Source organism: Mycobacterium sp. TKK-01-0059 (assembly GCF_000709305.1).
GTDB lineage: Bacteria > Actinomycetota > Actinomycetes > Mycobacteriales > Mycobacteriaceae > Mycobacterium > Mycobacterium intracellulare.
Genome location: NZ_KL446995.1, coordinates 471,866 through 484,967 on the forward strand (window position 1 = coordinate 471,866; position 13,102 = coordinate 484,967).

Here is a 13,102-nt window from a genome sequence, read left to right on the forward strand (position 1 = left end):
GGTGCCTTAGGATCGGGCCGTGCTCGGACGAACGCTGTTGCGGCTGGTGGACCTGCTCCCCAATCCCAGTCTGGGCGTCCAGCGGCTGATCGCCGCGGCCGTCATCCTGACCCAGGGCGGCATCGCCATCACCGGCGCGATCGTGCGCGTCACCGCCTCGGGGCTGGGCTGCCCCACCTGGCCGCAATGCTTTCCGGGCAGCTTCGTCCCGGTGGCCCACGCCGAGGTGCCGCGCATCCACCAGGCCGTCGAGTTCGGCAACCGGATGGTCACCTTCGCCGTGGTGATCACCGCGGCGTTGGCCGTGCTCGCGGTGACGCGGGCCCGCCGACGGCGCGAGGTCCTGGTGTATGCGTGGCTGATGCCGGTGTCGACCGTCGTCCAGGCGGTCATCGGCGGCATCACCGTGCGCACCGGGCTGCTCTGGTGGACGGTGGCCATCCACCTGCTGACGTCGATGACGATGGTGTGGCTCGCGGTGCTGCTCTACGTCAAGATCGGCGAACCCGACGACGGAGCCGTGCGCGTGCTGATCCCCGCGCCGCTGCGCGCGCTGACCGCGCTCTCGGGCGTGAACCTGGCCGCGGTGCTGATCACCGGCACGCTGGTGACGGCCGCCGGCCCCCACGCGGGTGACCGCAGCGCCACCCGGACGGTGCCGCGACTCAAGGTCGAAGTCGCCACTTTGGTGCACGTGCACTCCTCGCTGCTGGTCGCCTACCTCGCGCTGGTCGTGGGCCTGGGCTTCGGGCTGCTGGCGGTGCGCGCCACCCGCCCCGTGCTGCGGCGGCTCGGCGTGCTGCTCGTCCTGCTGTGCGCGCAGGCCGCCGTCGGCACCGCCCAGTACTACACCGGCGTCCCGGCGGCGCTCGTCGCCCTGCACGTTGCGGGGGCCGCGGCGGCCACCGCCGCCACCGCGGCGCTATGGGCGTCGATGCGAGAGCGGGCCGAGCCCGAGCCGATCACAGCCTGACTCGACCGCCACGGCGAACCGGCGCTGCGCGAGCTCGCGGGTGGCGGCGTCCACGTGTCGCCAACCCAGTTGCGGCGCAACGAGATCCAGCTTCACCAACCGGTCCCCCGCCACGTCGGCGCGCGCGTAGAGGAGCTCCCGCGCGCCGACCCCGGCGCGTTCGGCGGCCGCTGCCAGCGCGGCATGGGCGAGGTCCCAGGACTCGAACTCCGGCTCGCCCGGCCAGGCGTGCGATCGCTCCCCGCCGAGAAAGATCAATGTCGAGCGGGCCGTCGCGCCAGGGTCAGTCGGGATCCCGTCGTCCGCGAGATCGCGCAGATAGCGCTCAGCGAAATTCCAGGCGATGGCGTCGGGCGGGTTGAGCAGGTGGCGCACCCGGCGGGTCCAGGCCAGGAATTCGTCGCGCCGGCCCGGCCCGACCGGGGCGGCCCGCAGGATCACCAGGTCGGCCTGGGCGGTCCCCGGGTCGTCCCAGGACAGCCACCGCGCGTGCAGGCCACGCCGGCGCAGCGCGGGCGCCAGCCCCGCGTCGTCGGGGTCGTCGCCGGGCCCCGCCAGCACGATGCGGGGATGGAAGACGTCCGGACGAGCGAGCTTCATGCCCGGGCATGATAAGCACATGCACGCAATCGAAGTCAGCGAAACCGGCGGCCCCGAGGTGCTGCGCTACGTCGATACGCCGCAACCCTCCCCCGGTCCGGGCGAGGTGCTGATCGAGGCCGAGGCCATCGGCGTCAACTACATCGACACGTATTTCCGCTCGGGCCAGTACCCGCGCCAGCTGCCGTTCATCCTCGGCCAGGAGACGAGCGGCACGGTGGTGGACACCGGCGAGGGCGTCGAGGGGTTCACCGCGGGCGACCGGGTGGTCACCGCCGCGGCTTCCGGCGGTTATGCCGAATATGCCACCGCCCCAGCGTCTTTCACCGCGTCGGTGCCCGACGGCGTTCCCGCCGACGTGGCGGCCTCGGCGCTGCTGAAGGGGCTGACCGCGCATTACCTGTTGAAGTCCGTGTATCCGGTGCAGGCCGGCGACACGGTGCTGGTGCACGCGGGCGCGGGCGGTGTCGGCCTGATCCTGACGCAGTGGGCGCACCTACTCGGCGCGCGGGTGATCACGACGGTCTCGACCCCGGAGAAGGCGCGGATGTCGGCGAAGGCCGGCGCCGACGAGGTGCTCTCCTACCCCGACGACGCCGACGAGTTCGGCGAGCAGATCCGGGCGTTGACCGACGGTGCCGGGGTGGCCGCGGTGTACGACGGCGTGGGCGCGACCACCTTCGACGCCAGCCTGGCCAGCCTGGCCGTGCGGGGCACGCTCGCGCTGTTCGGCGCGGCCAGCGGGCCCGTTCCCCCGTTCGATCCGCAGCGGCTCAATGCCGCCGGCTCGGTGTTTTTGACCCGGCCGTCGCTGGCGCACTTCGTCCGCACCGGGCAGGAATTCAGCTGGCGCGCAGAGGAATTGTTCTCCGCGATCGCCCGTGGCGACATCACCGTCGAGGTCGGCGGGCGTTACCCTCTGGCCGATGCCGCCCGCGCCCACGAGGACCTGCAGGGCCGCAAGACCACGGGCTCGATCGTGCTGGTGCCCTGAGGGCTGTCGAGTCACAGGGGTCACATTGGTCTCGCCGCGGAAGGCATGGGCGTTTTGCCCACCTCCGAGCGACAACGCATCGTGGTGGGGTTGCCGTTACTAGGCGCGGTGGGGTTGCCGTTACTCGCCTCGGTGGGGTTGCCCTTACTCGCCGTGGTGGGGTTGCCCTTACTCGCCGTGGTGGGTTGCCGCTACTCGCCGTGGTGGGTTGCCGTTACTCGCCGTGGTGGGTTGCCGCTACTCGCCGTGGTGGGGTTGCGACAACTCGGGCCGGGCCATTGTCGCGGGGAGGTGGGCATTCGCGGTCCACTCTCTCGGAGAGACGGGAGTGGCCCAAGTGACTGGCGGCGCCCGAGTGGCGGCCCCAGATCGTCAGAACAGGTGCGGCAGCCCGATGGCCGAGTCGATCGCCAACGCGCAGAACACCACCGCCAGGTAGTTGTTCGACTGCAGGAACAGCCGCAGCGGCTTGACGGGCTCACCGACGCGCACCCCCGCGTACAGCTGGTGCGCCATCGCAAGGAACCACACCCCGGCCACCACGGCGACCGCCGCGTACAGCCAGCCCGTCGCCAGCGCCAGCGCGAGGGTGGACAGCACCGTCAGCCAGGTGTAGATCAGGATCTGCTTGGTCACCTGGCGCTCGGTCGCGACGGCCGGCAGCATCGGGACGCCCGCCGCTTTGTAGTCGTCCTTGTAGCGCATCGCCAGCGCCCAGGTGTGCGGCGGCGTCCAGAAGAAAATGATGGCGAACATCACCAGGGCCGGCCAGCCGATCGTGTTCGTCACTGCGGACCAACCGATCATCACCGGCATGCAGCCGGCCGCACCGCCCCACACGACGTTCTGCGAGGTGCGGCGCTTGAGCAGCAGGGTGTAGACGAACACATAGAACGCGATCGTCGCCAGGGCCAGCAGCCCCGACAGCAGGTTGGTCGTCCACCACAGCCAGAAGAACGACCCGACCGTCAGCACCAGCCCGAGCACCAGGGCGTTGCGGGTGGGCACCGCGGCCCTCGCCAGCGGCCGGCGCGCCGTGCGCTTCATCACCTTGTCGATGTCCGCGTCGGCCACGCAATTCAGCGTGTTGGCGCCCCCGGCGGCCAGCATGCCGCCGATCAGGGTGTTGACGATCAGCAGCGGGTTGACCGTGCCGCGCTGGGCGAGCAGCATCGCCGGGATCGCGGTCACGAGCAGCAGCTCGATGACCCGCGGCTTGGTCAGCGCCAGATACGCCAGCACCGTGCCTCGCACCCGGCTTGGCAATCGGCTCGGCGCGGCGCGCCCGCGAACGCTCACGCAATAACTCCTCGGGGTCGCAGCGGCGCGCAGCATCTACTACAGACGATGGTAGACCGAGTGGCGGCGATGCCCCGCCCGTGGGTCCGTTCCCGCAGACTTTTCCCAGTTTTCCGAACTGAATGTCAAGGGCTTTCGACGGGCGCGTAATTTTCTCACCTGCCGGCCGCGGGTACCCGAAATCCTGCTCTGCAAGAGCCGGCCCTCCCGCACTAGGGTGGGATTGATCAGCTCGATGACCCAAGGACTGAGTCTGTGACGACACTCGAAGAGATCTCCACGCTGACCCAACCGCACCTTCCGGACGACTGGTCCGAGCTCGACTCGGCCGCCGTCGACACCATTCGGGTGCTGGCGGCCGACGCGGTGCAAAAGGTCGGCAACGGCCACCCCGGGACGGCGATGAGCCTGGCCCCGCTGGCGTACACGCTGTTCCAGCGGACGATGCGCCACGACCCCAGCGACACCCACTGGCTGGGCCGCGACCGGTTCGTCCTGTCGTGCGGGCACAGCAGCCTGACCCTGTACCTGCAGCTGTACCTGGGCGGTTTCGGCCTGGAGCTCTCCGACATCGAGTCGCTGCGCACCTGGGGATCCAAGACGCCCGGGCACCCGGAGTTCCGCCACACCAAGGGCGTTGAGATCACCACCGGTCCGCTCGGGCAGGGCCTGGCGTCCGCCGTCGGCATGGCGATGGCCGCCCGCTACGAGCGCGGCCTGTTCGACCCCGACGCCGCCCCGGGCACCAGCCCGTTCGATCACTTCATCTACGTGATCGCCTCCGACGGGGACATCGAAGAGGGCGTCACCTCGGAGGCCTCGTCGCTGGCGGCCGTCCAGCAACTGGGCAACCTCATCGTTTTCTATGACCACAACCAGATTTCGATCGAGGACGACACCAACATCGCGCTGTGTGAGGACACCGCCGCGCGCTACGAGGCCTACGGCTGGCACGTGCAGAGGGTCGAGGGCGGCGAGAACGTCGTGGGCATCCAGGAGGCCATCGCGGCCGCCCAGGCCGTCACCGACCGGCCGTCGTTCATCGAGCTGCGCACCATCATCGGCTATCCCGCGCCGAAGTTGATGAACACCGGTAAGGCGCACGGCGCGGCGCTGGGCGACGAGGAGGTCGCCGCCGTCAAGCAGATCCTCGGCTTCGACCCGGACAAGAACTTCGAGGTGCGCGACGAGGTGATCGCCCACACCCGCAAGCTGGTCGACCGCGGCAAGGAAGCGCACGAGAAGTGGCAGGCGGATTTCGACGCGTGGGTGCAGCGCGAGCCCGACCGCAAGGCGCTGCTGGACCGGTTGACCGCCGAGGAACTGCCCGACGGCTGGGACGCCGACATCCCGCACTGGGAGCCGGGTTCCAAGGAGCTGGCCACCCGGGCGGCCTCGGGCAAGGTGCTGTCCGCGCTGGGACCGAAACTGCCCGAGCTGTGGGGCGGCTCGGCCGACCTCGCGGGCAGCAACAACACCACCATGGATGGCGTGAAATCCTTTGGCCCGCCGTCCATTTCGACGAAGGACTACACCGCCGACTGGTACGGTCGCACGCTGCATTTCGGCGTTCGCGAGCACGCGATGGGCGCGATCCTGTCCGGCATCGTGCTGCACGGCCCGACTCGCGCGTACGGCGGCACGTTCCTGCAGTTCTCGGACTACATGCGTCCCGCGGTGCGGCTGGCCTCGCTGATGGACATCGACACCATCTACGTGTGGACGCACGACTCCATCGGGCTGGGCGAGGACGGCCCCACCCACCAGCCGATCGAGCACCTCGCGGCGTTGCGCGCCATCCCCAAGCTGTCGGTGGTGCGTCCGGCCGACGCCAACGAGACCGCGCACGCCTGGCGCACGATCCTGGCCCGTGGCAACGGCAGCGGCCCGGTGGGGCTGATCCTGACCCGCCAGGGCGTGCCGGTGCTCGAGGGCACCAGCGCCGAGGGGGTCGCCCGCGGTGGGTACATCCTGGGCTCGGACGGCGAGGAGGCCGGCCAGGACCCCGACGTGGTGCTGATCGCCACCGGCTCGGAGGTCCAGCTCGCCGTCAAGGCGCAGAAGTTGTTGGCGGACAAGGACATTGTGGCGCGGGTGGTCTCCATGCCGTGCGTCGAATGGTTCGAGTCCCAGCCCGACGACTACCGCGACAGCGTGCTGCCGCCGTCGGTGTCGGCACGGGTGGCCGTCGAGGCCGGCGTCGCGCAGAGCTGGCACAAGCTGGTCGGTGACACCGGAAAGATCGTTTCGATCGAGCACTACGGCGAATCCGCCGACTACAAGACCTTATTCCGTGAATTCGGTTTCACTGCCGAAGCCGTCGCTGCCGCCGCGGAACAAGTCGTGGATAACTGAGGAAAGGGTAATTCACATGACCGCTCAGAACCCTAACCTCGCGGCGCTGAGCGCCGCGGGCGTTTCCGTGTGGCTCGACGACCTGTCGCGGGAGCGGCTGCGGTCGGGGAACCTGCAGGAGCTCATCGACACCAAGAGCGTCGTCGGCGTGACCACCAACCCGTCGATCTTCCAGAAGGCGTTCGCCGAGGGCGATGCCTACGACAGCCAGATCGCCGAGCTCGCCGAGCGCGGCGCGGACGTCGACGCCACCATCCGCACCGTCACCACCGACGACGTGCGCAACGCGTGCGACGTGTTGACGCGTGAGTGGGAGAACTCCGACGGCGTCGACGGCCGGGTATCGATCGAGGTCGACCCCCGGCTGGCGGGCGACACCGACAAGACCATCGCTCAGGCCGTCGAGCTGTGGAAGATCGTCGACCGGCCGAACCTGTTCATCAAGATCCCGGCCACCGAGGCCGGGATTCCGGCGATCACCGCCGTTCTGGCGGAAGGGATTTCGGTCAACGTCACGCTGATCTTCTCCGTCGAGCGGTACCGGGCCGTGATGGACGCCTACCTGGCCGGCATGGAGAAGGCCCGCGAAGGCGGACACGACCTGTCCAAGATCCATTCGGTGGCTTCGTTCTTCGTCTCCCGGGTGGACACCGAGGTCGACAAGCGGCTGGAGAAGATCGGGTCCGAGGACGCCAAGGCGCTGCTGGGCCAGGCCGGTGTGGCCAACGCCCGGCTGGCCTACGCGGCCTACCAGGAGGTGTTCGAAGGCGACGAGCGTTACCAAGCGCTCAAGGCCCACGGGGCCCGGGTGCAGCGTCCGCTCTGGGCGTCGACCGGCGTCAAGAACCCCGACTACTCCGACACCCTCTATGTCACCGAACTGGTGGCGCCCAACACGGTGAACACCATGCCGGAGAAGACAATTGACGCGGTCGCCGATCACGGTGTGATCAAGGGCGACACCGTCACCGGCACCGCCGCGGACGCCCAGGCGGTATTCGACAAGCTGGACCAGATCGGCATCGATCTGAGCGACGTCTTCGTGGTGCTCGAAGACGAAGGGGTGGAGAAGTTCGTGGATTCGTGGACCGAGCTGCTGGAGGAAACGCAGAAGCAGCTGGGTTCCGCCTCCAAATGAGCCCAGCCCGCACCGCGCAACAATGGCATAACCCGTTACGGGACAAGCGCGACAAGCGCCTGCCGCGCATCGCCGGGCCGTGCGGGATGGTCATCTTCGGTGTGACCGGCGACCTGGCACGCAAGAAGGTCATGCCGGCGATCTATGACCTGGCCAATCGCGGGCTGCTGCCGCCGAGCTTTTCGCTGGTGGGCTTCGCCCGCCGGGATTGGAGCACGCAGGATTTCGGCAAGGTGGTGTACGAGGCGGTCAAGGAACACTGCCGCACTCCCTTCCGGGAGGAGAACTGGGAGCGGTTGGCCGAGGGATTCCGTTTCGTGCCAGGCGCTTTCGACGACGACGAGGCGTTCGCCCGGCTGGCCGAGACACTGGACAAGCTGGACGCCGAGCGGGGCACCGGAGGCAACCACGCCTTCTACCTGGCCATCCCGCCCAAGTCCTTCCCGGTCGTGTGCGATCAGCTGCACAAGTCCGGTCTGGCTCGCCCGCCTAAGGACGGGTGGGCTCGAGTTGTCATTGAGAAACCGTTCGGCCACAACCTGGAGAGCGCGCAAGCGCTGAATCAGTCCGTCAACGCCGTCTTCCCCGAGGAGTCGGTCTTCCGGATCGACCACTACCTGGGCAAGGAGACGGTCCGCAACATCCTGGCGTTGCGGTTCGCCAATCAGCTGTTCGACCCGATCTGGAACGCGCACTACGTCGACCACGTGCAGATCACCATGGCCGAGGACATCGGCCTGGGCGGTCGGGCCGGCTACTACGACGGCATCGGCGCCGCGCGCGACGTCATCCAGAACCATCTGATGCAACTGCTGGCGCTGACCGCCATGGAGGAGCCGGTCAGCTTCAGCCCCAGGGCGTTGCAGGCCGAGAAGATCAAGGTGCTCTCGGCGACGCAGCTCGCCGAGCCGCTCGACGAGACCACCAGCCGCGGTCAGTACGCCGCGGGGTGGCAGGGCGGCGAGAAGGTCCTCGGGCTGCTCGACGAAGAGGGGTTCGCCAAGGACTCGACCACCGAGACGTTCGCGGCCATCACCCTCGAGGTGGACACCCGCCGCTGGGCGGGCGTGCCGTTCTACCTGCGAACCGGAAAACGGTTGGGCCGCAGGGTGACCGAGATCGCCCTGATCTTCAAGCGGGCACCGCACCTGCCGTTCGACGCGACCATGACCGACGAGCTGGGCACCAACGCCATGGTGATCCGCGTGCAGCCCGACGAGGGCGTCACGCTGCGGTTCGGTTCCAAGGTGCCCGGCACCGCGATGGAGGTCCGCGACGTCAATATGGACTTCTCCTACGGTTCGGCGTTCGCCGAGGAATCCCCGGAGGCCTACGAACAGTTGATCCTCGACGTGTTGCTGGGTGAGCCGTCGCTGTTTCCGGTCAATGAAGAGGTCGAATTGGCTTGGCAGATACTCGATCCCGTGTTGGATAACTGGGCGGCCGGCGGCAAGCCCGAGCCTTACGAGGCGGGCACCTGGGGCCCGGACTCCGCGTTCGAGATGCTGCACCGCACGGGCCGGGAATGGCGGCGGCCGTGATACGCGCCACGACGATGCAGCGGGGGTACCTCCCGCTGGCGGGGGACGCAGCGATGAGGAGGAGTGGCGCAATTGATAATTGACATGCCGGACGCCACCACCACCGCGGTCAACAAGAAACTCGACGAACTCCGCGAGAGGGTCGGCGCCGTCGCGATGGGCCGGGTCCTGACGCTGATCATCGCGCCGGACAGCGAGGAGATCCTCGAGGAGTCGCTGCAGGCGGCCAACGACGCGAGCCACGAACACCCCAGCCGGATCATCGTCACGATGAGGGGAAATCCGTACGCGGACAAGCCCCGCTTGGACGCACAGCTGCGCGCCGGCGGCGACACCGGCGCCAGCGAGGTCGTGGTGCTGCGGCTGTCGGGCGCGCTGTCCGGCCACGCGGCCAGCGTCGTCACCCCGTTCCTGCTCCCCGACATCCCGGTGGTGGCCTGGTGGCCCGACGTCGCGCCGGCGGTGCCCGCGCAGGATCCGTTGGGCCGGTTGGCGATTCGCCGCATCACCGACGCGACCAACGGGGTCGATCCGCTGGCGGCGATCAAGAGCCGGCTGCCGGGATACACCGCCGGTGACACCGACCTCGCCTGGGCGCGCATCACCTACTGGCGGGCGCTGCTGACCTCGGCCGTCGACTTGACGCCGCACGAGCCCATCGAGTCGGCGCTGGTGTCCGGCCTGGCCACCGAGCCGGCGCTCGACGTCCTGGCGGGGTGGCTGGCCAGCCGGATCGACGGCCCGGTGCGCAGGGCGGTCGGCGAGCTCAAGATCGAACTGACGCGCAGCAGCGAGACCATCGTGTTGAGCCGCCCGCAAGAAGGCAGGACGGCCACGCTGAGCCGGACGTCGCGTCCCGACGCGCTGCTTCCGTTGGCGCGCAGGGAAACCGGCGAGTGCCTCGCCGAAGACCTGCGTCGGCTGGATCCCGACGAGATTTACCAAACCGCGCTGGAAGGCATTGAGAAAGTGCAATACGTGTGAGCACCAGCATCGAAATCTTCCCGGACAGCCAGGCCCTGGTCGACGCCGCCGCGACGCGACTGACCGACACCATCGGGAACGCGGTCGCGGCCCGCGGCCGCGCGCTCGTCGTGCTGACCGGCGGCGGCAACGGCATCGGGCTGTTGCGGTCGCTGGTGGACCGGCCGATCGAGTGGTCCAAGGTGCACCTGTTCTGGGGCGACGAACGCTACGTCCCCGAAGACGATGACGAGCGCAATGACAAGCAGGCGCGGGCCGCGTTGCTCGATCATGTCGACATCCCGTCCAGCCAGGTGCACCCGATGCCGGCCAGTGACGGCGAATTCGGCGGCGATCTGGCCGCGGCGGCGCTGGCCTACGAGCAACTGCTGGCGGCCAACGCCGCGCCCGGCCAGCCGGTGCCGAACTTCGACGTGCACCTGCTGGGGATGGGCCCCGAGGGCCACATCAACTCGCTGTTCCCGGACACCCCGGCCGTGCTCGAAACCACCCGCATGGTGGTGTCGGTCGAGGACTCCCCCAAGCCGCCGCCGCAACGAATCACCTTGACGCTGCCCGCGATTGCGCGTTCCCGCGAAGTCTGGTTGATGGTGTCGGGCGCCGGGAAGGCCGACGCGGCGGCCGCGGCCATCGGTGGCGCCGCGCCGGTGTCGGTGCCGGCCGCCGGGGCGATCGGTCAAGAGACCACGCTCTGGCTGCTCGACGAGGACGCCGCGTCGAAGCTGCCGTCGGACCCGTCCGGCGTGGCCTGACGCGATTCGGACCGTGGGGTCCCCGGGCGGCCCGTCCGGGTCATAATGGCGGTCATGGCAGACAGAACCGTGCGCGGGGGGCAAGAGCGAAGCCGGATCAAGACGCTCACCCAGGCCGCCTTGAACGCCGACAAGACGGTGGAGCAGGTCGAAGACGTCCTCGACGGTTTGAGCAACACCATGAAAGAGCTCAGCAGCTCCTTGTCGGCGCTGAACGCCACGGTGGAACGCCTGGAAGCCGGCCTCGATCACCTGGACGGCACCATGGCCAGCCTGGACGATCTGGCCAAGCGGCTGATCGTGCTGGTCGAACCCGTGGAGGCCATCGTCGCGCGGATCGACGAGATGGTGAAGGTGGGCGAGACCATGATCTCCCCCCTCGCGATCACCGAGCACGCGGTGCGCGGTCTGCTGGACAGGCTGCGCAACCGGACCGCGGAGTAGGCGCCGTCCCCTGATGGCCACGCTGCTGCTGCACCACTCCGCCTTCGCCGCGCACCGGACGGCCCCCGGGCACCCGGAGCGGCCGGACCGCTACCGCGCGGTGGAGGCGGCGCTGCGCCAGCCCCGGTTCGACGCGCTGGTGCGCGAGACGGCCGAGCCGGCCGAGCTTGCCGCCGCGCGCTACGTGCACTCCAACCGCTACGTGGACGCGCTCGAGGCGGCGCGCCCCGAGCACGGCTACGTCTATCTCGACGGCGGCGACACCATGATGGAGCCCTCGACGTGGGAGACGGCCTTGCGCGGGGTGGGCGCCACGCTGCGGGCGGTGGACCGGGTGCTGGCCGGCGACGTGCAGAACGCGTTCGTCGCGTGCCGGCCGCCGGGGCATCACGCCGAATCCGAGCGCGCGATGGGCTTCTGCCTGTTCAACAACATCAGCATCGGCGCGCGGCACGCGCAGCGCAAACACGGGCTGATGCGCGTCGCCATCGTCGATTTCGACGTCCATCACGGCAACGGCACGCAGCAGATCTTCTACTCCGACCCGAGCGTGCTCTACGCGTCCACGCACCAGATGCCGCTGTTTCCCGGCACCGGTGCGGCGCGCGAAACCGGGGTCGGCAACATCTTCAACGCGCCGCTGGCACCCGGGGACGGCGGCGCCGAACTGCGCGCCGCCTTCGCCGACCGGATACTGCCCGCGCTGCACGCGTTTTCACCCGAACTGATCATCGTGTCCGCCGGATTCGACGCGCATGAGCGCGATCCGTTGGGCTCGCTGACCATGACGACCGACGACTTCGCTTGGGTCACCAGGGAATTGATGAAGTCGGCGGAGACGCTGTGCGACGGCCGATTGGTGGCGGTGCTCGAAGGCGGTTATGACCTGCAAGCCCTGGCCGATTCGGTGACCGCGCACGTCGGCGAGCTGGTGAAGGGCTAGGCGCCCTCCCGGAGTCAGCTCGCCTTTTTCTCGTGCATCTCGGGGGCCGGGCCGCCGACCGGCGTCGCCGACTTCATGATGTCCTCGATCGCGGCGAGGTCCGCGTCGGTCAGCGTGACGTCGGCCGCACCGGCGCTGTCCTGCAGGTAGGTGACGTGTTGCGCGCCCATGATGGCGGTATGCACGCCGGGTTGCGCGAGCGTCCAGGCGATGGCCAGCTGGCTCGTCGTGACGCCGAGATCGATGGCCAAATGGCTCAGGTCATCAACGACTTTCAGGTTGCGCAGATAATCCTCGCCGGTGAAGATCGGACTCTTGCCGCGCCAGTCGCCGTCGGCAAAGCTGGTGTCTGGCTTCATGGTTCCCGTGAGCAGGCCGTGCGCCAACGGTCCGTACACCATCACCCCGATGTCGTGGGCGTGGCAATAGGGCAGCAGGTCGGATTCGATGTCACGGCGAAACAGGTGGTACGGCGGCTGCACCGCTTCTACCGGAAGCGTGGCCGAGAGTTCCTCTATCTGGGTCGTGTCGTAGTTCGAGACACCTACGTGCCGAATCTTGCCCTCCGACACCAGTTCTGCGAGCGCTTCACCCGTCTCGGCCGCCGCAGTCGTGGGATCCGGCCAGTGCACCAGGTAGAGGTCGATGTAATCCACGCCCAGCGCGCGAAGGCTGGATTCGACACCGCTGCGCAGGTACTCGCGGCTGGCGTCGCGGACCAGTCCCGTGTCGGTTTTGCGCAACCCGCCTTTGGTGGCGATCACCAACTCGTCGCGGGCCCGCGCGAAATCGTCGCGAAGGGCCTTGCCGAGAATGCGCTCGGATTCCCCGAACCCGTATTGCTGGGCGGTATCGAAAAAGTTGATCCCCAGGTCACGCGCGCGTTGGATCATGGTGATCGCGGCGTCCTCGTCGGCTTGGCCCCAGTCGCTGCTGAACGCCCAGGTACCGAAGGCCAACCGGGAAACCTCAAGCCCCGTCTTGCCGAATGTGATGGATTTCAAATGCCAACCTCCCCCGTTGGATATTCGTCCCTGCGTGCGCGGCCCGCGCAGGCAAGCCACGACTCAACCATAACG

12 protein-coding genes are annotated in these 13,102 nt (G+C 68.7%); 9 read left to right on the plus strand and 3 right to left on the minus strand.

Annotated elements, in window-relative coordinates:
* Positions 1-19: 19 nt before the first annotated feature.
* Entirely contained in the window at positions 20-973 is a 954-nt protein-coding gene (locus K883_RS24040) for a COX15/CtaA family protein (protein ID WP_020822940.1), read from the plus strand.
* Here K883_RS24040 and K883_RS24045 read toward each other — a convergent pair.
* A complete protein-coding gene (locus K883_RS24045; protein ID WP_036456045.1) occupies positions 923-1,573 on the minus strand; it encodes an ATP-grasp domain-containing protein in 651 nt (216 codons plus the stop codon). The two genes, K883_RS24040 and K883_RS24045, sit on opposite strands and share 51 nt — an antisense overlap.
* A gap of 19 nt (positions 1,574-1,592) precedes the next feature.
* On the opposite strand from K883_RS24045, the gene K883_RS24050 reads away from it, so the two are divergent.
* The gene (locus K883_RS24050; RefSeq protein WP_020822941.1) at positions 1,593-2,567 is read left to right on the plus strand and encodes a quinone oxidoreductase family protein; all 975 of its coding nucleotides are present in this window, start codon (positions 1,593-1,595) and stop codon (positions 2,565-2,567) included.
* Between the two features lie 372 nt (positions 2,568-2,939).
* On the opposite strand, the gene K883_RS24055 is transcribed toward K883_RS24050, so the two are convergent.
* Entirely contained in the window at positions 2,940-3,866 is a 927-nt protein-coding gene (locus K883_RS24055; protein ID WP_008258105.1) for a heme o synthase, read from the minus strand.
* A gap of 255 nt (positions 3,867-4,121) precedes the next feature.
* Here K883_RS24055 and tkt point away from each other — a divergent pair, with 255 nt between their 5' ends.
* The 7 genes from tkt (at position 4,122) to K883_RS24090 (ending at position 12,023) form a co-directional block, all read left to right on the plus strand.
* Positions 4,122-6,221, plus strand: coding sequence for a transketolase (gene tkt / locus K883_RS24060; RefSeq protein ID WP_020822943.1), 2,100 nt, complete (start codon positions 4,122-4,124; stop codon positions 6,219-6,221).
* 16 nt (positions 6,222-6,237) lie between these two features.
* Entirely contained in the window at positions 6,238-7,359 is a 1,122-nt protein-coding gene (tal, locus tag K883_RS24065) for a transaldolase (protein WP_036456047.1), read from the plus strand.
* Complete coding sequence (zwf, locus tag K883_RS24070) at positions 7,356-8,900, plus strand: glucose-6-phosphate dehydrogenase (RefSeq protein ID WP_020822945.1); 1,545 nt, start codon at positions 7,356-7,358, stop codon at positions 8,898-8,900. Before tal ends, zwf begins: the two co-directional genes overlap by 4 nt.
* A gap of 72 nt (positions 8,901-8,972) precedes the next feature.
* A complete protein-coding gene (opcA, locus tag K883_RS24075; RefSeq protein WP_008258116.1) occupies positions 8,973-9,884 on the plus strand; it encodes a glucose-6-phosphate dehydrogenase assembly protein OpcA in 912 nt (303 codons plus the stop codon).
* A complete protein-coding gene (gene pgl, locus K883_RS24080; RefSeq protein ID WP_036456048.1) occupies positions 9,881-10,636 on the plus strand; it encodes a 6-phosphogluconolactonase in 756 nt (251 codons plus the stop codon). Before opcA ends, pgl begins: the two co-directional genes overlap by 4 nt.
* A gap of 45 nt (positions 10,637-10,681) precedes the next feature.
* Positions 10,682-11,080, plus strand: coding sequence for a hypothetical protein (locus K883_RS24085; RefSeq protein ID WP_036429006.1), 399 nt, complete (start codon positions 10,682-10,684; stop codon positions 11,078-11,080).
* 13 nt (positions 11,081-11,093) lie between these two features.
* The gene (locus K883_RS24090) at positions 11,094-12,023 is read left to right on the plus strand and encodes a histone deacetylase family protein (protein ID WP_008258121.1); all 930 of its coding nucleotides are present in this window, start codon (positions 11,094-11,096) and stop codon (positions 12,021-12,023) included.
* Between the two features lie 14 nt (positions 12,024-12,037).
* Here K883_RS24090 and K883_RS24095 read toward each other — a convergent pair whose 3' ends face one another.
* Complete coding sequence (locus tag K883_RS24095) at positions 12,038-13,027, minus strand: aldo/keto reductase (RefSeq protein WP_008258123.1); 990 nt, start codon at positions 13,025-13,027, stop codon at positions 12,038-12,040.
* Positions 13,028-13,102: the final 75 nt, after the last annotated feature.